Here is a 26,493-nt window from a genome sequence, read left to right on the forward strand (position 1 = left end):
TCGCGGCTGCCTTCTGGACGATAGCGTACGAAGTGGACCGCACCTACGCAGGAGCATGCCGCTTCGTGTTCTACGGTTCAATTGCGACATCGGAGCATGCCGCCGTTCAGGAAGACTTCTAAGCGACTCGCTCATTTCGTTCCTTGCTGCTAGCGGCTTTCTTTGTGATCGGTCGTTCCATTGATGAATAAGCTGCTGATAACGGTCATAAAGCGCCTGAACATGTTCCCTGACGCGGTTCGACACATTTCGGGCATCACACCCAGCATTCTTATTCCCCAGGGTACGCACATGACAGTAGAACTTTGGCTTTGGATCGGCACGATAGGGATGGCCCTGGGTGTTGTTCTTCTTTTCTTTCCCATGCAGAAGAACAAGTCAGTATCGGAACAGGGTGATTCCATCGCTCACTTCCTGGTTCCGATGGTCGCGATGACTCTGTACCTGCTCATGGCCTATGGGTATGGCTCTGCACCCCGACCGTCCGGAAGGATTTTCTACTATGCACGGTACATCGACTGGTCCATTACGACTCCGCTGCTGCTGCTGAGCCTGGTGTCCGGAGCGGTGAAGGGTCATGTGAAAAAGCGCGGAGCCATGATCGCCGGCCTGGTGATCTCAGACGTGTACATGATCGTGACAGGACTTGTAGCAGGGTGGACCGATGATCCACGTTTGAAGTGGTCGTTTTACCTGCTCAGCTGCCTGTCGTTTGTTGCGATCTATGCGCTGCTGTGGGGACCGTTTCGGAAGCTGTCGGAAAAGAGCCCGGAAGGCGAGACGTATCGCAAGAAGCTGCCTGTGCTGTCAATCGTATGGTTTCTGTATCCCGTGGTGTTCCTTGTGGGCCAGCAAGGCTTGCGTCTTTGGAGCCCAGTGGTCGACGCAACCCTGTTCACCAGCCTGGACCTAATTGCCAAGGTGATCTATGGACTGTGGGCTGTAAGCTTGGTGCAGCATACGGGTTCCGTGGATGACGAATTGCCGGAGAGCGGTGACCGGCTCGTTCGTAATCGCTAGATGAAGCGAGCCATCGTCATCGGGGCTGGATTTGGAGGACTGGCTGCGGCGTTGCGGCTTCGCGCAGCCGGCCTCCAGGTTGACGTTTACGATAATCAATCGCATGCCGGTGGACGCGCCGGCGTGTATCGGATGCAGGGTTACACCTTCGACGCCGGACCCACGGTGATCACCGCTCCGTTTCTGTTTGACGAATTGTTTGCGCTGTTCGGCAAGCATCGCGCTGACTATGTTGCGTTCCAGCCGTTGCTGCCCTGGTATCGAATCCATTTCGCAGATGGGCGAAGCTTCGATTACGGAGGAACGCGCGAACAGCTCATTGAGTCTGTTCGTCGCTTTGCCCCAAGTGACGTTAACGGTTACATCCGCCTGTTGCACGAAGTCGAAAAGATTTATCGGATCGGTTTCGAGGAGCTGGGCGATAAGCCATTTGATGACCTCGCTTCCATGCTGCGCATCGTGCCGCAGATGGCGAAATTACGCAGTGACCGATCTGTATACACCTTTGTCTCACGCTTTTTGAAAGACGAAGCTCTCCGGCGGGTGTTTTCGTTTCAACCATTGCTGGTTGGCGGTAATCCTTTTCATACAACATCGATTTACTCGCTGATTCAGCACCTGGAGCGCAAAGAAGGCGTGCACTTTGCCATGGGCGGAACCACTGCCCTGGTGGATGCGCTCGTACGGCTTGGGAGGGAAGAGGGTGTTTGCTTCCATTTTTCGCAACAAGTTAGTGAGGTGGTGATTTCTGACGGACGCGCCACCGGGGTCCGGCTGAAAGGTGGAGGGGAGGCGCATGCAGAGTGTGTAGTCGCCAATGCTGACGCACCGGCGCTCTACCGCAATTTGGTGCCGGAACGCTGGCGTCGCAAGTGGACCGATCGGCGTATCGAAAGCAAGAAGTTCTCCATGGGGCTGTTTGTGCTGTATCTGGGTTTGCGCAGACAGTATCCCGCATTGGCCCACCACACAATCCTGCTTGGAGAGAAGTATCAGGAACTGCTCGAAGAGATTTTTGAGGGGAACACGTTAAGTGACGATCTTAGCCTGTACCTGCATGCGCCGACGCGAACCGATCCATCGCTTGCCCCGGCAGGCTGCGACAGTATGTATGTTCTTGCGCCTGTGCCTAACCTGCGCTCCGGCATCGACTGGTCCGTGGAAGCCGTTCGGCTCGAAGAGAAGATCCTAAATGCACTAGAAGACACGGTTTGCCCCGGTATACGAGATGCCATTGATGTGCGGTTCCACGTGACGCCAGAACACTTTCGCGATCATCTTCTGACGCACCACGGAACCGGCTTTTCCATCCAACCAACGCTGCTGCAAAGCGCATGGTTTCGTTTTCACAACCGCAGCGAAGACGTGGAGGGTTTGTATCTGGTGGGCGCTGGCACGCACCCAGGTGCAGGCCTGCCTGGAGTTCTGTGTTCGGCGAAGGTGCTGGAGCACTATCTGCCACAGATTCTAACCAGCCCCATGATTGGTGAGTTGGAAAGCTATGAGCCGCAGCCAGTGGAGGTCGGGTCGTGAGTTCTATTGATTCGCAAGGATCCGCGGCACAGATTATGGCTGCTTCGGGTAAGACCTTCTTCCGCGCCGCCCGCTTTCTGCCACGGACGGTTCGGGATGACGTAGTGCAACTCTACGCATTCTGCCGACGAGTTGACGATCTGGCGGACGAGCCAAGCTCTTTGCCTAAAAGACGTCGCAGCGATCTTGAGCTCATCTCTGGTGCGTTGCGGCGGAATGACACTGCATCGCTGCAATCGATTGGATGGCCGTTTCCTACGGATCGCAGATTGATTGCGGCAGCGGCGCTGCTGGTGGAGGCTGCCTGCGACGATCTGGATCAACAGCAACCCCGCGACAAAGCTGACCTGCTCTGCTACGCGTTCGGTGTTGCCGGAACAGTCGGCATGATGATGGCGACACTACTGCGCGCCCAGCCGGCCGGATACAGTGCTGCCGTTGCGCTCGGTATGGCGATGCAGCTCAGTAACATTGCGCGCGACGTGTCGGAAGATCACCAAAACGGTCGCGTGTACCTGCCGTCCAACCTGGTCTCGGCGGCTACAGTGCACGCGGCTCTGCAGCAGGGGCGAGCGCCAGACTGCGCAGTGTTACAAACCGCGATATTTGAGGTGCTGGCGTTGGCGGAAGTCCTCTATCAAGCAGCCTATGACGGCATCTGGAGCCTGCCTTGGACGGTGCGGTGGAGCATTCTTGCCGCCGCGATGTGTTATCGGCAGATTGGTGTGCAGGTAAAACGGAACGTTGAACGATCATGGCAGACGCGAACGGTCGTCAGCAGCTCGCGAAAGTACGTCCTGATTGCGTTTGCTGCGTTTCGCCTACTGCTTCCGCGCTTCTGGCACAAACCAGACCGCACGCTGCCGACGCCGAGCCTGGGAGAGGTGGCGCTCCGTCACATGCGGCAGTTCGGAGTTGCTTGATGAGCGTCGATGCCGATGTAGTCATACTGGGTGGGGGCTGTGCCGGCCTGAGCCTCGCTGTCGCGCTCGCCCAGGAGGCGCCGCACTTGCATGTCAAGGTTCTGGAGCCGCGCGACCATTACCAGCGTGATCGCACCTGGTGCTTTTGGAATTCGGAACCGCATCCATTTTCAGGAGGGGTGACGCATCGCTGGCATGCTTGGCGCGTCCGTCATGCAGGGGTGGTTGCATTGCAGCACAGCCGGATGTACGAGTACCAGCATCTGCCAGCCGATAACTTCTACGGCTTATCGCAACAAAGATTGCGGAGTGCGGGACACGAGCTTTGCATGTCCACAATTGCGACGAACGTGATGAGATGGGAAAACTGCAGCGAGGTTTCTACGGACAAAGGAACGCTGAAGGCGCGATGGGTATTTGATTCCCGGCCACGCAGCAGGGAAGATACCGCGCCGATGCTGGAGCAACGCTTTGTTGGGTGGCACGTGAAAACCGAGCGAGCGTGTTTCGACCCGTCCACGGTAGACCTGATGGATTTTCAGCCGGTAACAGAGCACGGACGGACCGCATTTCTATATGTGTTGCCCTTTTCTGCAACAGAAGCCCTGGTGGAAGCCACATATTTTGACGTTCCGGCCCTGAGACTGCCGAACGCCGAGGAACTGCTGCGCAGTTATCTTGCGCGTCTGCAGTCAGGCAGCTACGACGTGCTGTATCGCGAAGCTTCAACCCTTGCAATGGGCGAAACTGCAGCTTCAGCGATGGTTCACAACAACACGGATATTGGAACGCGGGGCGGACGGGTGAAGCCGTCATCGGGATACGCCTTTCTTCGCATACAGCGCCAGAGCGCAGCCATTGCAGCGGCCCTGGCTGGCGGGCAGGACATTCCTTTGCGCTTCGAGCCGAGAGCCTATTCCATTCTCGATCGAATTTTCCTTCAAGCAATCCGAAGGTTTCCGAACCGCGCACCCGAGTACTTCATATCGCTGTTTCGGGCACTGACTCCGGAGACGACTGTCCGGTTCCTCTCAGAGACAGCAAGTGCTCGCGAAGTGATGCAGGCGATGCTCTCCCTGCCTAAGTTTGACTTCATGCGGGCAGCTCTGCGTCCGCCGGGGGCGGCATGAGCCAAACGAATGCACAAAGTGTTCACCTGTACGAGAACGGCCGTTTGCTGGTATTTGGGTGCGCAGCGCTTGCGGCTGCTGTTCTGTACCGCGCCCTGCCGGATAGCCGTGGGATGCAAGTGATGGCGATGATCGCGATCGCAATCGCCATTTGGCACGGCGCGTTTGATGATGTGCTAGCAGTGCAGGTTCTAAAACCGCGGTACGGCACCGGATGGAAGCCCTACTTTTACGGCGGGTATGTGGCGCTGGCGGGGGGCGTCGGCCTTGTGTGGTGGAAGGCTCCGCTCGTGATGCTGAATTTGTTTCTGCTTTATTCTGCGCTGCACTTTGGGACGGAAATGGAACAGCAAGTTTCGGTCCGAACCATGGCTTTCGGGAGTGCTGCAGGCTTGGTGCCCATCGCTGCGGCGTGTCATTGGTGGCCGATGCAGGTCAGCAGTATCTTCGAAACGATGCTGCACCAGCAGCAGGTTTACGCGTGGCCGCTGACCGAGATCATAGGTGGAGCTCTTTGGCCACTGCTGCTTGTTGTGAGCGTCGGTATGCTGCATGAAAGCTTTCGGCAGCGCATCCGTTCGGTATTGCTCGTCGGCGTGCAGCTGTTTTTGTTTCGATTCTGTTCGCCCGTTCTTGCTTTCGCGCTCTACTTTTGCGCTTGGCACACGCCAGAGCACATGGTGAGTACAAGTCTGGATGTGACTGGCCGGTTTCAGTGGTCCAGATTGAGGGAACACTTGCGGCGCGGCGTATACGCCTGGTTGGTTTCGCTCGCCGCGTTGGCATTTTTGTGCTGGTGGGCACGGCACAGCCTGAGTACCATTGCCGGACTTATCTTCGTTGCTCTGAGCGCGCTTACCGTTCCGCATATGGTGCTGGCGGAGATCTGTCGCCGGCACACAGAGACAGCGGGTCACAATACACGGGCTACGGTCTTTCCTGTCCAGAAAGCGACGTACTCATGAGTACAGCTGTGCCGGGGCTGGCCCTAGAAGCTGAGCTGTGCGATCAGGTGGCGTGCCTCACTGGAAAGCTGCGTGCGGTATGCGAGCATGCGCTGCAAGGTGGCCGGCGAATCCGCTCATTGCTGCTGCTAGGCTGTGCGGAAGTATGCAGCGATCGGGCGATCCTTGCGGCGGTTTCGGTAGAGATGTTGCATGCTGCGACGCTGCTGCAGGATGACATCTTCGACGCAGGCATCTTGCGACGGGGCCGTCCAGCTTCCCACGTTAAGTTCGGCAAGGCAAGCACCATTCTTGCCTCAGACTGGCTGCTCATCCGTGCGTTGGAATTAGCATCGGAGGTCGACATCCGCTTTTTCCGTGCGCTTTCTGCGGCGGCCAGAAGCATGGTGCAGGCAGAGGCACAGGAACTGGTGCCGACTGTCTGCGATTCGATGGAGGCGGCAGAACGCCAGGGCTGCTCCATTGCAAATGGGAAGACTGGAGCTCTGTTTGGAGCGGCGGTTCTCGGAGCCGCTGTATTGCGCGACATGCCGGCAGACACAATGCGGCAGTGGCATGCATTCGGTACGAGCGCAGGGTGGACCTATCAGCTGATCGACGATTGCATCGATCTATATCAACCGGAGATCATTGCCGGCAAAGATGTGGGGCACGACCTGCCCGCTGGGTGCATGACAGTGCCCGTCCTGCTCGGCATTTCCTGGCTAAGACAGTGCGGGCACGAGGTCAGCCTCGAGGACCTGCAACGAAGCGAAAATTCTTACAAACTCGAGCAGCTTCGTGAGGCGGTAAGCTCGTCCAATGTTCGGCTTCAGACGCAACGAATCATAGCGGAGAGGTTCGCGGCACATGAAAGACGGGCGCGGCTTTATGGTTTACCGCAAGCTGCCATATCTGGGTTCATTGCTCACCTGCAGCAGCATGTCAGCCGCTGCTTTCCTAAGCAGAGCAAATCAGCTTCCAGTCTTGCACCCATGCTCGAACCGGATTGCTTGAGACCGAGAACATGAAAACGTTTGCGAATACATTGGCGGTGGCAGCAGTCATTTCCTAAAACGACTCAAGTCGATCGTGTGAGGCCGGTGATCGGTTCAGATTGCTATTCACGCTCATCGGTGCTCCAATCAGAGCGTTGCGCAGACTTTGGCCCATTCTGTTGACGGTTGCGTTTCTGCTACCGATATTGGCTCCGCTTCTGGCTCTGGGTCAGAGCGAAGACACAGGGCTGCCGGCGTGCTGCCGCCGCAATGGGAGGCATCACTGTGCGGCAGGGATGGCCGAAAGAGGACATCTCGTCTCTCAAGACAAGACTCCCAACTGGACCGCTCCGGTAAATCAATGCCCGTATTGTCCGGCATCCCTCGCTTCCGGACAGTTGCACGAGACGCTCGCTGCACCTCCGGCGCAGGCCTTCTACGCACAGATTGCGAGTCATCCCGCTGCGATTGCGCAGACTGAGTCCAAGCGTCGCGTCGCGACCGAGCGGTCCAGGCAAAAACGCGGCCCTCCGGTGTTTCAAATCTAGTTCTGCAAAGCTGACTGCTGCGTCCCGCGTCTTGTGTGTGCGGTGAAGCCGATAACGCTACAATCCCGCCCGCGCGTGTGCCTGCCCTTGAGCCTGGTTACGTAGTTTGGAGCAACACAATGATCGATTCACTCGACCGGCGCAAGATGCTGCTTGCGTTGGGTGCGCTTGCCGGCTCGGCAATTGCAGCGCCTGCGCAGGTAAGCACGGGCACCAAGGCCGGTGACGACCACATGCGCCAGATGATGGCGATTCCGCCTGACGCGCCCAAGATCGCAATGCTGATGTATCCCAAGATGGTCGCTCTTGACCTTATCGATCCGATGACGGTGTTTACGATCCTGCGCAGCCGGATCGGGCTGGTTTGGAAGGACAAGACACCGGTTTCGACCGACATCGGCATTCCCATCGGAGCGACACAGACCTTTGACGAGTGCCCGCGTGATCTCGACGTTCTGTTCGTGCCGGGCGGAATCATGGGTTCAATCGACGTGATGGGTGACGCATCGGTGCTGGCGTTCTTGGCTGACCGCGGTGCTCGCGCGAAGTGGGTTACGAGCATCTGCACCGGTGGCCTGGTGCTTGGGGCGGCCGGATTGTTGAACGGCTACAACGCCACGGCGCATTGGGCCGTGACCGATCTGCTGCCGCTGCTTGGGGCGCGCCATGTAGATCAGCGGGTTGTCACCGATCGCAACCGTGTGACGGGGGCAGGCGCGACTGCTGGACTGGACTTCGCGCTCGCACTTGCCGTCAGACTGCGCGGCGAGGAAGAGGCGAGACGCGTTCAGCTTGTATTGGAGTACGCGCCAGCGCCGCCGTTCACAAGCGGAACGCCGTCAGAAGCTGGGCCGGCTCGCGTAGCCGAAGCACGGTCAAAGCGCACCTGGATGGACGCTCAAGCGAGACGTGCTGCTGAAGAGGCGGGGCGCCGTTTGGGTATCAACGCGAGCGGAGCGGAATAACGATGTATTCGCAAACAGCACAGACGAAGCAAAGGCTACGCAGCGTATGCGCGACGGTCTTGCTCGTTCTGTTTGCAGCGTTGCTGGTTCTGCCCGGAGTCAAAGCGTTTCGCAGCGGTGATAGCTTTTCGCTTCCGGCGTGTTGCCGAGTGCATGGCAAGCACCAATGTTCCATGGTCCGGCAAGCGCCAGCGAAAGAAAGCAGCCAACCTGCTCTTGCAAAGGTCACGGAAAAATGCCCTTACTCGTCGGCGGCTCCGGCCGGGACACATGGCAATGGATTCGATCTTGGGATTGCTGAACTGACCTTTGCAGAGGTGGTGTCGTCCCCCGCAGTTCGCCAACAGGTAGAGGCGAAGCGGCACGTATCGCGAGACCGTTCCAATCAGAAGAGAGGCCCTCCTACAGTTCACCTGCCAGCCTGAAGCAAGAACAAAGCCCGCATATCCATATGCCGAGCCGATTCTGGAGGAACTGTGTTTCGACCAAGCTTTTTTACTCTTCTGCCCGCGATGCTGTTCGCACCCTTACCTGTCCTCGTCGCACAGGAAACCCTTACGACAGCGTCGATTGCGGGCCGCGTAACCGATGCGACCGGAGCGGTCATCCGCGATGCTCAAGTGACAGCGACCCGGCTTGCAACGAATCAGACCCGGGTGATCCGAAGCGATCGTGATGGACGCTTCCGTGTGCCCTTTCTGCCCGTCGGTCAGTACGCTGTTACAGCAACTGCTTCCGGCTTCTCGGATGCAAGGCGGCAGGTGCAGCTGACCGTAGGATCGGCCTTCGATGTTTCGTTCACTCTGGCCGTGGGCGCGACCTCGACTGCTGTCGATGTCCGCGGAGCGGCGCCTATCGTGGAAGAGAACCGCAGTCAGATCGCGGGGACGGTCAGCGAAAATGAGTCGACGAACCTGCCCTTTAATGGACGTAACTACCTTGATCTGGCACTGCTGGTCCCGGGCGTCTCTCCAACGAACACGGCCAGCGTGCAGACATTCGCGGAAACCTCGCCGGTCATCGGGCAAGGCTACTCCATTAACAGTCAGCGCAATTTCTCGAATGGGTTTGTGGTTGACGGCCTTTCGGCAAATGATGACGCAGCAGGTCTGGCTGGAAACAGCTATGGGCTGGATGTGATTCGGGAGTTCCAGGTGGTCACCTCGGGCGGCCAGGCGGAGTTCGGACGCGCTCTGGGCGGCTACTTCAACATCATCACCAAGAACGGCAGCAACGACCTGCACGGGGATCTGTACGGCTTTCTTCGCAATCAACGATTGAACGCGAATAACGCGCTCTCGCGGGGCAAGCTCCCTCTGACACAAGGGCAGTACGGCGGCAGCTTGTCTGGGCCGGTCCAGCGCGACCGGACATTCGCATACGCCAACTTCGAGCAGCGCCGGCTTAACACTGACGGCATCATCACAATCACGCCTGCGAACGCAGCCATCATCAATACAAGGCTGCAGACCGTTGGGTACAAAGCGCCTTTGCTGACTGTGGGAACTGGCCCGACCACGCTTTATCCAACCACGGTTCACACGACGAACGGTTTTGGCCGCGTGGATCACCAGTTCGGGGATCGTGACCAGTTCAATCTTCGGTATAGTCTCTACCGGCTCGATTCCATCAACGCACGCGGTGCAGGAAGCCTTGCTGCCGTCAGCTTCGGAACGGCCGTCCGCGATGTAAACCACACCGTTGCCGCAAGCAACGTTGCGATAATTTCGCCGCGCACTTTTAATGAGACTCGCGGACAGTTCACCTACGACAGTTTGGACGCTCCGCCGAATGACGAGACCGGCCCGGCAGTGACGATTTCCGGGGTCGCTTCGTTTGGACACTTCTCCAGTTCACCGACCGCGCGGCTCAACTACCTCTACGAAGTTGTCGACAATCTCGTTCTTCAGCGTGGCGCCCACACCTTCAAGACTGGTGTGGACTTCCTCTACAACCGCGACACCATCACCTTTCCCCAGTCATTGCGCGGCGCATACACCTTCTCGTCCCTGGCGACTTTCCTGACGGGTGTCTACAACGTTCAGGGGTACACCCAATCCTTTGGAACGCCTGCAGTCACGCAGAACAATCCGAATGTCGGATTCTATGCTCAGGATGAGTGGAAGGTGTCGCCAGGCTTCACGCTGAATTTGGGTGTTCGGTACGATCTTCAGTTCCTGCGAACGATCAACACAGACAAGAACAATGTTTCGCCAAGAGTGGGCTTCGCCTGGTCTCCGTACGGTACCGCGAGAACGGTCCTCCGCGGCAGTTATGGATTGTTCTACGACCGCATCCCGCTCCGTGCACTCGCTAACGCTCTGCTTTCTGCGAACAACACAACCGATCCGGCGCAGGCCGCGTTGTTGAACTACACGTTCAGTCCAGGGCAGGCAGGCGCGCCGATGTTCCCGAACGTTGCGACGGCACCACCAGCGGGCGCGCTTCTGAACTACACGTTGCTGAATCGGAACATTGAGAACGCCTACGCACAGCAGGCCAGCCTTGAGGTGGAACAACAGCTCTCTAGCCGCAGCAGCGTGGGCATCAGCTACCAGCACCTGCGCGGAGAGCATCTCCTGACGTCAGTCAACAGCAACATCAACGTGGATGGGTCGCGCCCCAACCCGGCTTACGCCAACAGCAGGGGTTACGATTCGAAGGCCGATTCCTACTACGACGGCCTTGCTGTCTCCGTGGTTCAGCGGCCCACGCGTTGGGCGAGCGCAAGGCTTTCGTACACCTGGTCGAAGGCCATCGACGATGTCGGGGAGTTCTTCTTCAGCTCGCCAGTGAACAACCTTTTCGTCGGTGAGGATCGGAGCCGTTCCGACGATGACCAGCGGCATCGGGTGGTCTTCGATGCGACGGTTGACTCGTCGATTCGGCCAACTTCCACATTTGCCGGTCACCTGACCCATGGTTGGCGTCTTGGCGGCATCCTGCAGTATTATTCGCGCTTGCCTTTCAATGTTGTGACAGGAACAACGACGCGGCAGGGAAGCACACAACGGCCTTGTGCACCGGGCTACAGCCTGACCTCAAACGGCGGTAACAATCCTTGTACGCAGGCTCTTCCTGGCACGTTGATCGGCAGGAATGCTGGAATCGGCTTCGACTTTTTCAGTGTCAATGCTCGCCTCAGCCGTACGTTCGCTTTGACCGAACGGCTCAGGCTGGAGGGTGTTGCGGAAGCGTTCAACGCCCTAAATCACCGCAACAACATGATCCCGAACGGAACCTTTGGAACCGGAGTGTACCCAAACGCGTCCAACAGCACCTTTGGGCAGGCAACGGCAGTGGGCGATCCGCGCAGTGTTCAGCTCGCGGCCCGGCTCACCTTCTAATCCACCGGGTCGCTCTGGCGAGTGACCCGTCCCATTCGCGTGAAGAGGGTCACTTGCTGAGGTGACGGCACCTTCGCTTTTCTTTTACGTCGAATCGGCTGAGCGTGGCGTAAAAAGCCCGTAAAGCAACGGAAGGACATACAACGTGAGCATGGTCGCGGAGACAAGGCCACCGATGACCACGGTTGCTAAAGGTCGCTGCACTTCCGCACCGCGTGAAGTGGACAGCGCCATAGGGATGAACCCGAGGCTCGCCACCAGTGCCGTGATCATGACCGGACGCAAGCGGTCTGCGGCGCCGTTGCGCACGGCGTCCTCGATGGGCTGACCGGCGTCGCGCAGGCTGTTCATGTGACTGACCATCACCACGCCGTTCAACACGGCGATGCCGAATAGCGCGATGAAGCCGACGCTTGCCGACAGGTTCAGGTTGATGCCGCGCAGCCAGAGAGCGGCGATCCCGCCAACCAGTGATAGCGGAACGATCAGCAGAATCAGCAGCATCTGCTTTGCGTTGCGAAATGTGGCATACAGCAGGCCAGCAATAATCAGCACCGACACCGGAAAGACGATGAGCAGGCGTGCCTGGGCGCGACGCTGATTTTCGTACTGGCCGCCCCACTCCAGGCGGTACCCCGCGGGCAAGTTCAAACGTTTGGTGACTGCGGTCTCTGCGTCGTGCACAAAGCCGCCCAGGTCGCGGCCTTCCACGCTGGTCATCACCACAGCCCGGCGCTGCGCCTGTTCCCGGTTGATCAGAATCGGACCGCGCACCTGGCGGATGTCAGCGACCTGGTCGAGACGTACAAGAGCGCCGTCGGGTGCTTTGAACGTGATCGCACGCAGTTCGTCCGGGTTGTTACGCAGTGTGGCGGGCAGGCGAAATGCGATAGGGAATCGCTGTTCGCCCTCAATCATCTCCGATACCTGCTTGCTGCCATATAGCGATTCCACAAGGGTCTGCACGTCTGCTACGTTTACGCCGTAACGCGCGGCGGCAGCACGATCAATGTCGATCTGTAGCTCTTCAGCGCCGGAGATCAACTCCATTTGCGTCTCCGATGCCCCCTTGACACCGGCGATGATGCTTCGCGCCTGCTTGCCCAGTTGCTCCAGCGTGTTCAAGTCTTCGCCGAAGATCTTCAGCGCCGCGTCGCCCCGGGTGCCAGTGATGGTTTCATCCATCCGCATCTCCATGGGCTGGGTGAACTCGTAGCTGACGCCCGGGATTTTGCTGAGGGTCTCATTGATGCGGTCGGAAAGCTTCTGCTTGTCGGCGGGACTCAGGTCCAACGCTTTCTTCGTGTAGCTGATGTAGCTGTCTGACTCGTACTCGCCCATGGCTTCGGTCGCCAGGTCAGGGCGCCCCATCTTCGTGACGATACCGGCGATCTCTGGAAAGCTAAGGATCGTACGTTCAATCTCGTTTCCAATCCGGATGGACTCGGTCAGCGAAATGCCGGGCAGTTTTTTGGAGGTGATGACAAGCGAGCCCTCGTCGAGCTTGGGCATGAATTCTGTGCCGATTAATGTGAGAGACCCCAGCGCAATAACAACGGCGATTGCAGAGACAATAAGAATAGGCCGGCGATGCCGCTCCGCATGCTCAAGGGAACGGCTGTAACGCTCGCGCAACCGGCCAAACCAGTTCTGCTTCTTGTTGCTATCGGCTTTTGCACTGCTGCGCGCCTTCATACGATGCCGCAGCGCGACCGTGCACAGCGTCGGCACAACAAACAATGCGAGCAGCAGGGAACCGGAAAGCGCGGAGACTACGGTGACTGCCATCGGGCGGAACATGCGGCCTTCCAGGCTTTGCAGCGTCAGAATCGGAAGGTAGACGGCAATGATGATGAGCACGCCGAACACAATGGGTCGGCCGACTTCGTGGGCGGCATCACGCACGATCGCGGTCAGCCGTTCCGGCTCCGGCTTATCTTTGTCCTCGTCCCCCGACGCCGCGTCCAGCCGGTGCATACAGTTTTCCACCATCACCACGGAACCGTCGACGATGGTGCCGAAATCGATGGCGCCCAGGCTCATCAGGTTCACGGAAATGCCGAACAGATCCATGCCAAGAAAGCCGAAGAGCAGCGAGAGCGGAATGGTAGAAGCGACCACCACGGCCGCGCGCCAGTCGCCCAGGAATATGAGCAAAATCACCAGCACCAGCACCGCGGCCTCTATGAGGTTGTGCGCGACGGTATGCGTGGTCGCATTGATGACGTCGCTCTGGTCATAGAAAGGAACGATCTTCGCGGCGCCGGGCAGGTGAAGGCCTTGAATCTTCTGCTTCACCTGCTGGATCAGCTTTTGCCCATTCTCCCCACGCTGGATGATGACCATGCCGCTGACGGTCTCACCCTTGCCGTCGTGCATCACCGCGCCATGACGCAGCAAAGGCGCGGTGCCGATCGTGGCGACCTGCCGCAGCAGCACCGGTGTGCCATTTCTGCTGGTCACCATGGTGTTGCCCAGATCGTCTACACCGCCGGCACGGCCGATGCCGCGAATGGTGTACTGCTGCTCCGCGTGCTCAATGTAGCTGCCGCCGAAGTTTGCGTTGTTGTCCGCGACGGCCTGCACTACCTCGTGCAGGGAAAGGTCGTAGCGCTGCAGCGCTGCCGGATCGACCTCGATCGTGTACTGCTTGGTGAGCCCGCCCCAACTGTTGATTTCGCTCACGCCCGAGATGGTTTGCAGGGCGTAGCGAATCGTCCAATCATTCAGCGTCTTCAGCTGCATCAAATTTAGCCGCGGTGATTGCACGGTGTACTGGTAGACCTCGCCGAACGCGGTGGCCATCGGACCCATCACGGGTGACAGACCGGCGGGCAACCGGCTTTGCACCTGGTTAATGCGCTCGTTCACGAGTTGCCGCACAAGATAGCGGTCCATGCTGTCGTCGAAGATGACCGTGACCATCGACAACTCAAGCTTGCTGGTGGAGCGGACCATCTGCAGCTTCGGTAGGCCCATCATGCCGGTTTCGAGAGGAAAAGTGACAAGCTGTTCCACCTCGACCGGTGACATGCCCGGGCATTGCACCGTGACCACGACCTGATTGTTGGTGAGGTCTGGGAAAGCCTCCAGCGGCAGGCGCAGCATCACGGCTATACCGCCCACAATGAGCGCGAGCAACAGACCGAGGACGAGCCATCGGTTGGACAGAAAGAAGTCGATGACGCGCCGCATTAGCCCTCGCCTACGCTGCCCTTCAGCAGTTCACCCTTGACCATGAACGCACCGTCGACCACCACGTGGTCCTGCGGGGAAAGCCCTTTGATCACCTGTACCATGCCGCGTGAATGCTCACCCAGCGTGACTGCCCGCACCGTAAAGTGCGTGTTGTCGGCTGTCACGAACACGGCTTGCAGGCCGTTCACGTCCTGCAGTGCGGATTCGGGCACATACACGCCTTCGGTTGTTGCGCTCAGGTTAATGTTGGCGGTGGCGAACATTCCGGGCCGCAAGCGTGTGCCCGGGTTGGAAACGGTGATGCGTACCGGGACCGTGCGCGTTTGCGGATCGACCTGATCTCCAAGCATACCAACGACACCGTGCATTTCAACTTCGTGCAGGCCTTGCGTAGTCACCGTCGCGTCCTGGCCCCGATGTACCTGCGGCAGGTCTTTCTCGTTCACGGCGGCCATGACCCACACGGTAGAAAGGTTTGACACGACAAAGGCCTGCTGGCCAGTGAGAAGCACCTGACCCGGCGTGATGTCGCGCTGTATCACATTGCCGGAGTATTCCGCGCGGATCGGCACCAGTTCGCGCTGATAGATGGTCTGTGGCGTGAGCGTGCTGGGTGAGACCTGCAGAAGCTCGCTCAGGTGCTCTCGCTCCATGTGGACGTTGGCGTCCGCATCGGCCAGGCCCTGCTGTGCCTGTTTCAGTTCCTGCCCGGCGCGTTGCGCTTCTTCCTGCGAAGCCACCTGCAGCGAAAGTAGATGTTGGTACCGGTCGCGATTTGCTTCCGCGAATTTCACTGCGGAGCTCTGCCGGTCGACTGCGGCATAGGCTTGCGCCAGCGCACCCACCGTCTCGTGCACGGTGTGACTGTGCAGCCAAGCCAGCGTCTGGCCGGAGCGCACCATGTCGCCCGGCAGCACCATGACCCGTTCGACCACCCCATCCGCGCGCGCGCCTATGTGATTCGTGTGACGCTCATCCATCGCAACCTGACCCGACGCGATGAGCTGCTGCGGCACCCGGCGCACCTCAACTGGAGCAATGCGGATACCGGCTTTGCCCTGGTCTGCCGGCTCAATCTTGACGGTATCGACCGGCATACCGGCGCTGCTTTTATCCGAGCCGCTGCCGCCATTCGCGCCGCCGCTTCCGCCATCCTTGCTTTCGCCACCACCTTTGCCGCTGGTGTCCGCGCCGTTGCTCGCCTTGTCCGAGCCGGAGGTCTTGGACTCCTGCCCAGTCTTGGTTGCGCCGCCTGCGCTGTCCTGGGAATGGCAGCCAACCAACAGCGGGCAGAGCAGCATGAGTGCTGTCGTGGCTTGTAGGAAACGCTTCATGGCTGTTCTCCGTAGGACAGCTGCAGACGGAGCGCCGCCTGACGAAAATCCGCAACGGTGCGCAACGCACTCACCTCAACATCAAAGGCAGTTCGCTCCGCATCCAGAAAACGCAGGAGGTCTACTCCTCCCAGGCGGTATGCCTCGGTCAACAGCGCGAGATTCTGTTGTGCGTTGCTTCGCATATCGGGCAGCACATGTTCCACAATGTCACGTTCCTGCCGGTAGCTCTCTTCACTCTGCGCCACCTCGGCTCGCACACGCAGTTCCGCAGCAGCCAGCGAACTGCGCGCATACTGCACCGCTGCCTGCGCTCGCTCAATCTCGCCCTGATTGCGATTACGAAATGGCAAGTCGAGCTGCAGGGCGCTGTATCCGGTATTAAAGGCGCCGTTGCGCTTGTAGCCACCCACTAGATCCAGATTGGGCACACGCAGTGAACGCTGCACTGCCAGATCCGCCTCCGCGGCGGATACCGCCGCGCGCAATTCCTGCAGATCGGCCCGTTGTGCCAGCACCTGATCCACCGGTACAGGCGCGATAACGGCTAAACCTGCTGCTTGGTCAATGCGGTCAGTCAACTCCAGCGGTTGCGTGGAAGGCGCGCGGCCCATCTGCTTCAGCAGTTCCAACTGCGCTTGGGCAGCGTCACGTTCGGCGGAGCGAAGTGCCAACAACAGCCGGTCGTGCTCAATCTTCATGCGCAGCAGGTCGACTCCGCGCATGGCTCCCTCGTTGACACGCAGCTGGTCATAGCGCACCATCTCGTCTACCGTATGCATGTCTTGTTCCAGCAAACCTGCCACGCGCCGTAGGACAACTGTGTTGTAGTAGACTCCTGCAACATGCGCTGCCAAGGTGAATCGGGCAATCTGCTCTCTAGCTTCCGCCTCGGCAACTCGCGCTCGTCCCAGGGACACACGCTTTCCGCGTTTCCCTGCGGTCTCTAGGGTCTGACTCAGGAAAGCATAGTTTTCTGTCTGTGATCCAAAGTCGAAATCGTCATCCCAGGGCCGCCAGTCTTCCGATTGCAGGAAAAGGCGTGGATTCGGTCCGAGCCCCGCCTGCTTCAGCTGCCCTCGTGCTCCCTCCGTTTGTGCTGCCGCCGCCTGCGCCTGTGGACTGCTGAGTGCGGCTTGGACCGCGTCATGCAGGCTGAGGGACTGCGCCGACGCCGCGCTCGTACCGGTAGAGGCACCGATGCACAGCAGCCCACACACGAACGCGGCAGGCCAGACGGGTTGACTACGATTGCCCAATCAACACACCCGAGGCGAACACCAGTGCGCCGCCCAGCATGACCTGTAGGCAGGACCGAAGAAAGCTTGTTTGCAAATAGCGAAAGCGGATCCAGGAAATAACGATCAGTTCGAGCCCGACGACTCCGTACGCAAGATCCAACGCCAGCCAGAGCTTGCTCGTGAGAAACGGCAAGGTGTGTAGAAATCCGCCGACGAAAGTCATCGCGCCGGTCACAAGTCCACGCATCACAGGCTTACCGCGACCGGTGAGCTCGCCATCGTCTGAAAGCCCCTCGGAGAAGGCCATGGAGATGCCTGCGCCCACAGCCGAGGCCGCGCCGACGACAAACGCAGTATGCGGGTTGCGGGTCGCGAATGCGGTCGCAAACAGGGGAGCCAGCGTTGAGACAGAGCCGTCCATCAGCCCAGCAAGGCCAGGCTGCACGACGCGCAGCACAAAGTTTTGTTCATTCGCAGCCAGATCGCGAAGATCCTCTGCTAAGCGGGACATTTCCTGCATAGACGAGAGATGCTGCCTTTTTTGTAAATGGAAGTACGACTTCGGAGGTCGGTCTTGACTACGAAACGAGGCCAAACATTTTTGTCAGTGTTGGGTCTAAGCGCCTCCGCTCGTTTGCCGATCGAACGGCCCACGCAGCTCGAGGCAGATTTCTGCGTTACAGGGTCACCTTCGAGATCGGGAATATAGAGCAAGGTTTGCATTAGCTTGGCTAATTTTGTGGGGAATCAAAAAAACAGCGAAGCCGTCTAAGCCCATTCCGGAACCAGCAAAGGCCGCCACTCGGCGGCCCTTCCTCGCTGGTTTCTACTTACGGCCGATCACCACAATTTGGAAGGTGTCTGGAGTGATTGCCGGCCTTGGGCGTGGATTAGACGCCGTGGCAGCGGGCCTGGCGCCGTACTCGGCGGACGTCACGTAGACGCGGTCATTTGCCTCGTCGTACGCCATGGTCCGGCCGCCCTTCATGGTGGGCAGTGACTCGATGGTCTTGTAACCATTGGCCGTGTCCACCACCGTGAGCAGACCGTCGCCCGTGGAGGCAAAGGCCAGTTGATGCTTGCTGTCGAAGCCGGCCGCGTCGGGGCCGTCTCCAATCGCGGCTATGGCGAGTTGCTGGCCGCTGTTCGTATCGACAACCGCCATTGTTTTCTCATCGCATACGGCAAAGAGATGATTGTGAGCGCGATCAATCGCCAAACCGGACGGAGATGGACAGCCCTTCAGCGGCCACGTGGCAGTCAGGGCCCTGCTTCGGGCATCCAGAGCGACAATGCTGTTCTTATCTTCGATATTGTCGAAAACGTGGCCCTTGCCATCCGGTTGCGGAAACTCCGGCTTTCCTGGAAGCGCGATTGTTGCGATAACGGAACGGCTTGTCGTATCGATAACCGTTACGTTGTTGCTGCGGCCGTTAAAGGCCCAAACGGTCTTCGTAACCGGCTCAAAGGTGATGCCGTCCGGATTCGTGCCAGCGGGGATGGAGGCCACCGTCGCAAGCGACTTGCGATCAAATACCACAACGGCGTTTGCGGCGCCGTCGCTGATATAACCGAACCGGCCGGCATCATCCAGGGCTACACCATGCGTGCCCTTCAGGCCAGTAATGGCGCCAATGGACTTACCCGTGGCGGTGTCTAAAACTTCGACCCGCGAATTATGCGTGACGTAAAGACGATGAGCACCAGGGTCGGCAAGAAGGTAATCCCAACCGCCTGTGCCGCCGATTTTCCAGTGGTCCAACACTTGGTAGGGCTGCTGTGCGGGAACGCTCTGAAGCCCACAGACCGCAGCAATCGTCAGGCAGCCAAGCAGAAGTCGGTTCATGATGTCCTCGAAGCTCCATGTAGAGTAAACACCAGTTTGCTGCGCCGACCTTAAGCGGACATGAAGGTGACGTGCATCGTTATGCCCACTGCTGAAGTGCTTTCAGCTTCGAAGTTTCCGCGAACTGATCCGTTCATCATCGGAACACCAAAAAAAATTCACCAATGAGCGGCAGCATGGTTTGGGCGACTAAACGGGTTTCGGCACGTCTGTCTTCTCAACGCCCGTGCCTCATGAAGCAGTGCATGAACACTTTAGGCGCTGCCATGCAACAGCGGCCTGAAGCAATCATCAGTTCGTTGTCGGCAGCATGCCTCCATCAACGCGCAGATTCGTTCCAGTGATGAAATCCGCACGAGGGCTGGCCAGGAAGGCGACCGCATTTGCAATGTCTACCGGGGACCCGATCTTGTTTGCGGCAAGACGTGTTTCCTTCACATAGAACTGCTCAAAGACATCGAAGTCGTACTCCTGTCCCTGAGCCGTCATCATTTCGCGCACACCCGCTTCCATGCCCGGGGTGCGGATGGGGCCTGGGCTCACCGCATTCGCGGTGACACCGGTACCGCCGAGCTCTTTTGAAAGAGAAACTGCCTGTGCAATGTTGGCAGCTTTCGTGGTCGAGTAACTGGCTACGATCGGCTGCGGCATTGGACCAAGAAAGCTACCCAACATAATAACGCGACCCCAGCGACGCTCCACCATGGCGGGCACAAGCTGTGTCACTAGTCGAACAACAGAGCCGACATTCGCGTTGTACAGGTCCACCCACTCTGCGGCTGTAGACTGCATCCAGAGCTTCATTGGGAACGCGCCCGCATTGTTGACCAGAATGTCAACGCCGCCGAACGCCGCTAGGGCGGTCTCGACGACCTTTGCCGCTTCCGCATCGCTGCCGAGCTCACCAGTCACTGCAATCGCTGTTCCTCCGGCCTGTGAGATCTCCCCGACAACACGTTCTGCCTCAGCAGTCCGCCTGCCGTGCACAATCACCTGCACGCCTTCTTCGGCCAGTGTCTTGGCAATCTGCTCCCCAATGCCGCTCGTGCTGCCGGTGACCAGGGCACGTTTCCCTTTCAAATAAAGCTCCATCCATCACGTCCTTTCCTAATGACCGCTACGAAATATTGCGCTTTGTTGCCGCGGCGCGTCAAGCATTTCATAATGATTGTGATGAAAGCAGTCCAATTTTCGGCCAGGCGCGTGGGACGACCCCTTTCTTTCAATAAGGAGGAGGTGCTTGAAAAAGCTATGCTCCAGTTTTGGCGTACAGGATATGAGACAACCAGCGTGTCCGACCTGACGAAAGCGATGGGCATTACCGCGCCAAGTCTCTATGCAGCATTCGGCGACAAGGAAAACTTGTTCCTTGCCTGTTTGCGACGCTATGTATATCCGGAGCCGAAGTCCGCGCCCGAAAGAATCTCCGAAGCTGCTTCCGCCAGAGAGGCGGCTTATGAGTTGCTTGTCGTCTCAGCGCGCTGGTTCACGCAGCGGGGTTCGCCTGCAGGGTGCCTGGTGGCCAGCGCTGCGTCTACAGGGTCCGTTGATTCCCGTCGGGTCAGGGCTGCTCTCAGAAAGGTCCGCCTTGACATACAGACTGCCCTTCAAGAGAGAGCAGAACGAGACGTCCGCGCCGGCATACTCCCACCCACGGCAGACCCTCTCGCTCTGGCTGCAATGACGGTCGCCATGGTGCAGGGCATGTCGACGCTTGCTCGCGACGGAGCCAGTCGAGCGGATCTGCTGAACAGTATCAATGCATTGATGGCCGCGTGGCCGACCGCGGAAACACAGGAGTGCGTGGATCATCGCTAAGCGTACCCGCAGCGTGGTTTGGCAGCTTCACCGGCTTGATATCGGTACGGTGTGAAATTCGCTCCTGCTGATTTTCTACATGGTTTGGAAACATCAGTTACAGAAACAGCTTTGTAGGCTTGCTTTAACTAGCCTTAACCTACGTCAACACTCTTTCTTTCCGAGACTCGCAATATAATCGAGCGTAACCGACATAGCATTGTGACGAATCGCCGTACGCCTTCTAGATCTGAGTTTGCGCGAGCATGTCGTTGATGGAACCACTCGTCAATCTCAGTGCAAGCTTAGGCGCCACACGGCTGAGAAGATGGAGTATGTTACTGCTGCCTGGCCGAATCTCAAGGTGATTTCGTTCCAGTCCGTGAAGAGTTTTCTGCACAAGCGTCTTCACGTCCATGTTGGCGCTGGCCTTCACGTCCTTCGCGCTGAATGCGTTTTGCAACGGCGTCTGCGTCGAAGGAGGAGCGAGTTCGAATACGCGAATCTTTGTGTTCTTCATCTGAACTCGCAATGCTTTCGTGAACGCGTGAACTCCGGCTTTGGTCGCGCTGTAAACCGGCGAGATAGGAAAGGGCACGAACGCCAACCCCGAAGAAACGTTGATGATCGCCGCGCTGGGCTGAGTTCGCAGATGTGGCAGGAACTGCTTGGTCATGCGTATAGAGCCACTCAGATTGACATCCACCTCGCGAGTGATGTCGTCCAGGTCGACGCCCCGATCCTGCAGATTGATCTTGCGCATGATGCCGGCGTTGTTGACCAGAATGTTGAGAGCCGGATAATCCGTGGTGATGCGTTCATACAATTGGGAGATTGCCGACGGTTCAGACACGTCACTTTTCATGGTGACCAGCGCAGGGTGTTCTTTTGCAAGGGCATCGATTTTGTCCTGCTCGCGCCCGGTCACGATGACATGATTGCCCATGTGCAACAGCTGCAAAGCCAATTCGAGCCCGATGCCGGATGTGCCGCCAGTGATCAGTATTGTGTTCCCCGTCAACTTCATAGATCCTCCGTGCCTGGATGCTTTCAAACTGTTCTTTCACCAATGTGCCCGATGTCCACAATGTTGTCAATGGTTACATAAAGAAAGGGAAGAGAGATAGTTGCCGGGAAACACTCGTGGGACACTGAGGTCATGGCGAAGACACCAGCCAAGCGCGCCTACCATCACGGAAATCTTAGAGCCGCCGTTCTGCAAGCAGCGGAGCACGCCTTGGAAAACGGCGGTATCGGCAGCATCTCCTTGCGTGAAATCAGCCGATCGCTCAATGTGAGCCACACCGCCCCTCGACGGCATTTCGCCACGAAGCAGGCTTTGCTCGACGCGCTGGCCATTGATGGCTACGAGCAGCTTGGCCGCATGCTCTCGCGCATCCTGCTGCAGAGCGATAGCTCCTTTGAGGTCAGGCTGCAGCAGGCAACTGCGGTTCTCGTGCGTTTTGCACTCAAGCATCCGGCTCTTCTGGGCCACATGTTCGCCGCTAAACATCAGCCAGACGCCTCGGCTGAACTGTTGGAAGCAAGTGTTCTCGCTCTGTCCTCTGGCGTGCGGCTCTTCGCAGAAGGACAGGAGACCGGCGATGTGATAGCCGGAGACCCGGAAATTCTAGCGCTGGTTCCCTTTGCCACAGTGCAAGGCCTAATCGTAGTGTCCAATCAAGGCACCTTCAAAGGGATGGGCCTGAAAGAGCTTGTAGAGTACGCGACTCATCACATTCTGGTCGGCCTTCGTCCGCGCTGCTAGCGATCGCGCCTCTGGTTTTTGCAGCAGCCGAGCTACATCATCACTTCGGCAAAACTTTGATCCGCTGAGGCAGTAAGCTGATCTGGTGCTCTAAGCCGCTGGTTCAGGCCGTTTCTGGTGCCACGCAGTGGCTCGCTCATAGGCGGCGGCTAATGCAAGCACTTTACCTTCAGAGAAGCGAGGGCCGGCGATCATCAGACCGACTGGAAAACCTTCTTGGGTAAAGCCGCACGGGATGCTGATTGCGGGTATGCCGTACAAGTTGAACGCAAGCGAGTTGAACGTGTTTTCCGGTTCCATCGGCTCTGGATGTTCTTCGCGTGCAAGCTCGTCGCGAATCGTGCGTGGACCGACGCGATTGGTCGGCAATGCAACCAGGTCAAAGCCGTCGAAGGCATCCTCCACCGTTTTTCGAAGTTCCGCGAGTTGCCATTGTGCACGCACCAGGTCGGCCGCCTTGCTCGCACTCGCCTGATTGGGATCGTTCAGTTCTTTCAAGGTGCCATCCACCACGGCCCGGGTCTGCAGCGAGTAGTTGCCGCTGTGGCGGCGAAACAGGTCTTCGTGCACGGCAGCGACTTCTGCGGCTCGAATCGCAGTCCAGTCCAGGGCGTCCGTGGCCGGCATGTGGACGTCCTGCACCGATCGCACCAAGCCTTTCAGCACCTGAATGGCTTCATTCACTGCTTTGGCGGTGCCTGTATCCAAGCGGTCGAAAAACGGCTCGCGAGGAATGCCGAGACGGATGCCAGACACCGGTTGTCGCATTTGGGCCAAGTAGTTTTCAGGGGTGTGTTCGATGCTCGCCGGATCGTGCTTGTCGTATCCCGCCATCGCGGTGAGCAGCAGTGCCGCGTCCTCCACGGTCCGCGTCATGGGTCCGCAGTGGTCGAGCGAGTAGATCAGCGGGAAAATACCGCGCAGTGACACAAGTCCGTACGTTGGCTTCAGTCCAACCAAGCCGCACCAGGCTGCGGGTATGCGGATCGAGCCTCCTGTGTCCGTTCCCAGGGCTCCCGGTGTGAGCTCCGCAATCACTGCCGCGGCAGACCCGCCTGACGAGCCGCCGGCGACGCGGTCGAGCGCCCATGGGTTATGCACCGGGCCGAAGTAGCTGGTCGCGGAGGTTCCGCCCATGGCGAACTCGTGCAGATTCGTCTTGCCAATCACGACGGCGCCCGCTTGCATCAGGCGTTGCACCACGAATGCATCTGCGCCAGGAACGCGGTCGTCGAACACCATGCTACCCACGGTGGTGCGAATTCCGGCGGTATCGATGTTGTCCTTGACCGCGATCGGCACACCGTGCAGCGGCCCTCGAAAACGTCCGGCAGCCGCTTCCGTGTCGAGTGTGGCAGCAACGCGCAGGGCGTTCTCACGGCACACAGTGATAAAGGCGTTCAGCTTCGGGTTAAGCGCGTCGATACGCTCGAGCAGGTCGCCCACGAGCGCGATCGATGTGAGTTCTCTCCGGCGAATACACGCGGCAATTTCTGTGATCGACAAGGAATGCAGCGGCATGTTGGCCTGCCCCTTCGCAAATTCCGGAAAGGCGGTCGCGCCGGCGGCAAGTACGGTTTGTTGAAGGAACTGTCGTCGACTGATTGCTTGCATAAAGGCTGGCTGCTCCGGGCGCCGTTCAACCGGTCCACCTCCACGGCAACAACATGCCGGGCGCGTCGGTTGGCAACGTGTGTACCGACACTGTATACCGGGTGCGATACCTTCTACTTCGGGGAGAATATCTCTGTATGGCGACACCCTTGAAGCGGGGCGCGACCGCCTCCGCGCGGCAGGACCGGGATGCGCAGGTGCGCGAGACAGTCGAACGCATCTTGGCCGACGTAGCGGCGCGTGGAGATGCCGCGATACGCGAGTTGAGCGTACGGTTCGATGGATGGGATCGCGACACTTACAGACTGAGCCCGCAGGAGATCAACGGGTGTATCGGTTCGCTGAGTTCACAGGATGTGCACGATATTGAGTTTGCGCAGAAGCAGGTGCGTAATTTTGCCCAGATTCAGCGTGACTCCATGCAAGAGGTCGAGGTAGAGACGCTGCCCGGCGTGGTCCTGGGGCATCGGCACATCCCGGTGAATGCCGCGGGCTGCTATGTGCCAGGTGGAAAGTATCCGTTGCTCGCATCGGCACACATGTCCGTCATCACGGCAAAGGTGGCGGGTGTAGGACGGGTGGTCACGTGCGCTCCACCCTTCGCAGGCAAACCCGCTGCAGCAATTGTCGCCGCACAGGCGATGGCGGGCGCAGATGAAATCTACTGCCTGGGTGGCGTGCAGGCGATCGCGGCCATGGCGCTTGGCACAGAGACAATCGCGTCCGTAGACATGCTGGTCGGGCCGGGAAACGCGTTTGTCGCGGAAGCCAAGCGGCAACTTTTCGGCCGCGTGGGAATCGATCTGTTCGCCGGACCGACCGAGACGCTGGTGATCGCGGACGACACAGTGGACGGCGAGATGTGCGCGACCGATCTGCTGGGTCAGGCCGAGCACGGTCCGGACAGCCCGGCGATCCTGCTGACGACTTCGCGCAGACTTGCAAAAGAAACAATGCAGGAGATCGAGCGACTCTTGCAGGTATTGCCGACAGCGGCGATTGCGCGGGCGGCCTGGGATACACACGGCGAAGTGATCGTTGCCGAAAGCGATGAGGAGATGGTGCGCATCGCCGACGACCTCGCCTCAGAGCACGTGCAGGTTATGACGCGCGACCCCGACTATTTTCTAAGGCACATGACGAATTACGGCGCGCTCTTCCTTGGGCCGCGCACCAACGTAGCTTATGGCGACAAGGTGATCGGCACAAACCATACGTTGCCGACCCGCAAGGCGGCGCGCTACACGGGTGGATTGTGGGTCGGCAAATTTCTGAAGACATGCACCTATCAGCGCGTGCTAACAGACAATGCGTCGGCCACAGTGGGCGAGGTGTGCTCGCGTCTGTGCGCGCTGGAAGGGTTTGCGGGACATGGTGAGCAGGCGAACTTACGCGTGCGCCGTTATGGCCATCGCGAAGTGCCATATGCAAGCGCGGTGCAGCCGCAGGCGGCACCTGCGGAAGATGCGCAGCCAGCGGCGGTATGAGCCGGCAGAACATCATTGCCTTACCCAAATTGCCGGAAACACCATCGCTTCGGTTGGATGGGCAACGTGCGCTGGTGACCGGAGCGGGCCGTGGCATCGGGCTGGGGTGCGCAGCGGCACTCGCGCAGGCAGGTGCGCATGTCGTATTGCTGGCGCGATCGGGCGCGGAGATCGAAGCAGCTGCGAACGCGATCCAGATCGGCGGCGGCAGTGCAGAGGCGTTGGTGTGTGACCTGTTGGATATCCTGGAGTTGCAGCAGGCAATCGCAGCGCAGCCGGCCTTCGACATTCTGGTGAACAATGCCGGAACCAACCGGCCCATGCCGATGCATAAGGTAGGAGCGGAGGACTTTGACGCGGTGATGAACCTGAACGTGCGTTCTGCCTTCTTTGCAGCGCAGGCGGTGGTTCGTAGCATGATCGCGGCTGGCAGGCGCGGTTCGCTCATCCACATGGGATCGCAAATGGGTCATGTCGGCGGCCGCGAGCGCACATTGTACTGTGCTTCGAAATGGGCACTGGAAGGCATGAGCAAAGCGATGGCGCTGGATTTGGCGCCGCATGGAATCCGTTCGAACACGATCGCGCCTACTTTCACAGAAACGGAGCTGACTCGGCCGTTTCTGCAGGCGGAAGGCTTCCAGCAGCAAGTACTGGAGAAGATAAAGTTAGGGCGGATGGGCATCGTCGAAGACCTAATGGGTGCCGTGGTCTTTCTGGCGTCAGCCGCATCTGCCATGGTGACCGGTACAAGCCTTGTGGTGGACGGCGGGTGGACCGCGGATTGAGTGCAAGAGGCA

Annotated in this window: 20 protein-coding genes; 12 read left to right on the plus strand and 8 right to left on the minus strand. The window is 58.8% G+C overall.

From position 1 onward, the window contains the following. Positions 1-183: 183 nt before the first annotated feature. From ACOFKT_RS07130 to ACOFKT_RS07165, 8 genes are all read left to right on the plus strand, one after another. Entirely contained in the window at positions 184-1,020 is an 837-nt protein-coding gene (locus tag ACOFKT_RS07130; protein WP_419806711.1) for a bacteriorhodopsin, read from the plus strand. Next, positions 1,021-2,553 (plus strand): phytoene desaturase family protein, encoded by a 1,533-nt coding sequence (gene crtI, locus ACOFKT_RS07135; protein WP_419806712.1) that lies wholly within the window; start codon positions 1,021-1,023, stop codon positions 2,551-2,553. Next, positions 2,550-3,476: a squalene/phytoene synthase family protein gene (locus ACOFKT_RS07140; RefSeq protein ID WP_419806713.1), complete on the plus strand. Its 927-nt coding sequence runs from the start codon at positions 2,550-2,552 to the stop codon at positions 3,474-3,476. The genes crtI and ACOFKT_RS07140 overlap by 4 nt, the downstream gene beginning before the upstream one ends. Next, positions 3,476-4,606: a lycopene cyclase family protein gene (locus ACOFKT_RS07145; RefSeq protein WP_419806714.1), complete on the plus strand. Its 1,131-nt coding sequence runs from the start codon at positions 3,476-3,478 to the stop codon at positions 4,604-4,606. Before ACOFKT_RS07140 ends, ACOFKT_RS07145 begins: the two co-directional genes overlap by 1 nt. Beyond that, on the plus strand, positions 4,603-5,571 hold the full coding sequence (locus ACOFKT_RS07150; RefSeq protein WP_419806715.1) for a Brp/Blh family beta-carotene 15,15'-dioxygenase: 969 nt from the start codon (positions 4,603-4,605) through the stop codon (positions 5,569-5,571). The genes ACOFKT_RS07145 and ACOFKT_RS07150 overlap by 4 nt, the downstream gene beginning before the upstream one ends. Further along, entirely contained in the window at positions 5,568-6,581 is a 1,014-nt protein-coding gene (locus ACOFKT_RS07155) for a polyprenyl synthetase family protein (protein WP_419806716.1), read from the plus strand. The genes ACOFKT_RS07150 and ACOFKT_RS07155 overlap by 4 nt, the downstream gene beginning before the upstream one ends. 634 nt (positions 6,582-7,215) lie before the next feature. Continuing rightward, the gene (locus ACOFKT_RS07160; RefSeq protein WP_419806717.1) at positions 7,216-8,061 is read left to right on the plus strand and encodes a DJ-1/PfpI family protein; all 846 of its coding nucleotides are present in this window, start codon (positions 7,216-7,218) and stop codon (positions 8,059-8,061) included. 476 nt (positions 8,062-8,537) lie between these two features. Continuing rightward, a complete protein-coding gene (locus ACOFKT_RS07165; protein WP_419806718.1) occupies positions 8,538-11,408 on the plus strand; it encodes a TonB-dependent receptor in 2,871 nt (956 codons plus the stop codon). A gap of 84 nt (positions 11,409-11,492) precedes the next feature. On the opposite strand, the gene ACOFKT_RS07170 is transcribed toward ACOFKT_RS07165, so the two are convergent. The 6 genes from ACOFKT_RS07170 to ACOFKT_RS07195 form a co-directional block, all read right to left on the minus strand. Then, positions 11,493-14,603 (minus strand): efflux RND transporter permease subunit, encoded by a 3,111-nt coding sequence (locus ACOFKT_RS07170; RefSeq protein WP_419806719.1) that lies wholly within the window; start codon positions 14,601-14,603, stop codon positions 11,493-11,495. Continuing rightward, positions 14,603-15,940: an efflux RND transporter periplasmic adaptor subunit gene (locus ACOFKT_RS07175; RefSeq protein ID WP_419806720.1), complete on the minus strand. Its 1,338-nt coding sequence runs from the start codon at positions 15,938-15,940 to the stop codon at positions 14,603-14,605. Before ACOFKT_RS07175 ends, ACOFKT_RS07170 begins: the two co-directional genes overlap by 1 nt. Continuing rightward, positions 15,937-17,160, minus strand: a complete 1,224-nt coding sequence (locus ACOFKT_RS07180) for a TolC family protein (RefSeq protein ID WP_419807128.1) — start codon at positions 17,158-17,160, stop codon at positions 15,937-15,939. Before ACOFKT_RS07180 ends, ACOFKT_RS07175 begins: the two co-directional genes overlap by 4 nt. A 25-nt stretch (positions 17,161-17,185) precedes the next feature. Further along, positions 17,186-17,701, minus strand: a complete 516-nt coding sequence (locus ACOFKT_RS07185) for a VIT family protein (protein ID WP_419806721.1) — start codon at positions 17,699-17,701, stop codon at positions 17,186-17,188. 306 nt (positions 17,702-18,007) lie between these two features. Next, positions 18,008-19,027, minus strand: a complete 1,020-nt coding sequence (locus ACOFKT_RS07190) for a YncE family protein (protein WP_419806722.1) — start codon at positions 19,025-19,027, stop codon at positions 18,008-18,010. A 291-nt stretch (positions 19,028-19,318) separates the two neighbouring features. Further along, positions 19,319-20,107, minus strand: coding sequence for an SDR family NAD(P)-dependent oxidoreductase (locus tag ACOFKT_RS07195; RefSeq protein ID WP_419806723.1), 789 nt, complete (start codon positions 20,105-20,107; stop codon positions 19,319-19,321). An 84-nt stretch (positions 20,108-20,191) separates the two neighbouring features. Here ACOFKT_RS07195 and ACOFKT_RS07200 point away from each other — a divergent pair, with 84 nt between their 5' ends. Then, positions 20,192-20,845: a TetR/AcrR family transcriptional regulator gene (locus ACOFKT_RS07200; protein ID WP_419806724.1), complete on the plus strand. Its 654-nt coding sequence runs from the start codon at positions 20,192-20,194 to the stop codon at positions 20,843-20,845. Between the two features lie 223 nt (positions 20,846-21,068). Here the strand turns inward: ACOFKT_RS07200 and ACOFKT_RS07205 are convergent, their stop codons facing one another. Then, on the minus strand, positions 21,069-21,851 hold the full coding sequence (locus ACOFKT_RS07205) for an SDR family oxidoreductase (protein WP_419806725.1): 783 nt from the start codon (positions 21,849-21,851) through the stop codon (positions 21,069-21,071). Between the two features lie 132 nt (positions 21,852-21,983). On the opposite strand from ACOFKT_RS07205, the gene ACOFKT_RS07210 reads away from it, so the two are divergent. Next, on the plus strand, positions 21,984-22,592 hold the full coding sequence (locus tag ACOFKT_RS07210; protein ID WP_419806726.1) for a TetR/AcrR family transcriptional regulator: 609 nt from the start codon (positions 21,984-21,986) through the stop codon (positions 22,590-22,592). Between the two features lie 90 nt (positions 22,593-22,682). On the opposite strand, the gene ACOFKT_RS07215 is transcribed toward ACOFKT_RS07210, so the two are convergent. Beyond that, complete coding sequence (locus tag ACOFKT_RS07215) at positions 22,683-24,206, minus strand: amidase (RefSeq protein ID WP_419806727.1); 1,524 nt, start codon at positions 24,204-24,206, stop codon at positions 22,683-22,685. Between the two features lie 137 nt (positions 24,207-24,343). On the opposite strand from ACOFKT_RS07215, the gene hisD reads away from it, so the two are divergent. Together hisD and ACOFKT_RS07225 are read left to right on the plus strand one after the other, a co-directional pair. Next, positions 24,344-25,693 (plus strand): histidinol dehydrogenase, encoded by a 1,350-nt coding sequence (hisD, locus tag ACOFKT_RS07220; RefSeq protein ID WP_419806728.1) that lies wholly within the window; start codon positions 24,344-24,346, stop codon positions 25,691-25,693. Next, complete coding sequence (locus ACOFKT_RS07225) at positions 25,690-26,481, plus strand: SDR family NAD(P)-dependent oxidoreductase (protein ID WP_419806729.1); 792 nt, start codon at positions 25,690-25,692, stop codon at positions 26,479-26,481. The genes hisD and ACOFKT_RS07225 overlap by 4 nt, the downstream gene beginning before the upstream one ends. Positions 26,482-26,493: the final 12 nt, after the last annotated feature.

It is taken from the genome of Terriglobus sp., assembly GCF_965201105.1.
In the GTDB taxonomy this organism is placed as follows: Bacteria; Acidobacteriota; Terriglobia; order Terriglobales; family Acidobacteriaceae; genus Terriglobus.

Coding starts and splice junctions, on each gene's coding strand:
- ACOFKT_RS07150 (WP_419806715.1), top strand. CDS start 4,603: ATGAGCCAAACGAATGCACAAAGTGTTCACCTGTACGAGAACGGCCGT.
- ACOFKT_RS07185 (WP_419806721.1), bottom strand. CDS start 17,701: ATGCAGGAAATGTCCCGCTTAGCAGAGGATCTTCGCGATCTGGCTGCG.
- ACOFKT_RS07225 (WP_419806729.1), top strand. CDS start 25,690: ATGAGCCGGCAGAACATCATTGCCTTACCCAAATTGCCGGAAACACCA.
- ACOFKT_RS07215 (WP_419806727.1), bottom strand. CDS start 24,206: ATGCAAGCAATCAGTCGACGACAGTTCCTTCAACAAACCGTACTTGCC.
- ACOFKT_RS07205 (WP_419806725.1), bottom strand. CDS start 21,851: ATGAAGTTGACGGGGAACACAATACTGATCACTGGCGGCACATCCGGC.
- ACOFKT_RS07160 (WP_419806717.1), top strand. CDS start 7,216: ATGATCGATTCACTCGACCGGCGCAAGATGCTGCTTGCGTTGGGTGCG.
- hisD (WP_419806728.1), top strand. CDS start 24,344: ATGGCGACACCCTTGAAGCGGGGCGCGACCGCCTCCGCGCGGCAGGAC.
- crtI (WP_419806712.1), top strand. CDS start 1,021: ATGAAGCGAGCCATCGTCATCGGGGCTGGATTTGGAGGACTGGCTGCG.
- ACOFKT_RS07210 (WP_419806726.1), top strand. CDS start 21,984: ATGGCGAAGACACCAGCCAAGCGCGCCTACCATCACGGAAATCTTAGA.
- ACOFKT_RS07155 (WP_419806716.1), top strand. CDS start 5,568: ATGAGTACAGCTGTGCCGGGGCTGGCCCTAGAAGCTGAGCTGTGCGAT.
- ACOFKT_RS07175 (WP_419806720.1), bottom strand. CDS start 15,940: ATGAAGCGTTTCCTACAAGCCACGACAGCACTCATGCTGCTCTGCCCG.
- ACOFKT_RS07190 (WP_419806722.1), bottom strand. CDS start 19,027: ATGAACCGACTTCTGCTTGGCTGCCTGACGATTGCTGCGGTCTGTGGG.
- ACOFKT_RS07130 (WP_419806711.1), top strand. CDS start 184: ATGAATAAGCTGCTGATAACGGTCATAAAGCGCCTGAACATGTTCCCT.
- ACOFKT_RS07145 (WP_419806714.1), top strand. CDS start 3,476: ATGAGCGTCGATGCCGATGTAGTCATACTGGGTGGGGGCTGTGCCGGC.
- ACOFKT_RS07170 (WP_419806719.1), bottom strand. CDS start 14,603: ATGCGGCGCGTCATCGACTTCTTTCTGTCCAACCGATGGCTCGTCCTC.
- ACOFKT_RS07200 (WP_419806724.1), top strand. CDS start 20,192: ATGATTGTGATGAAAGCAGTCCAATTTTCGGCCAGGCGCGTGGGACGA.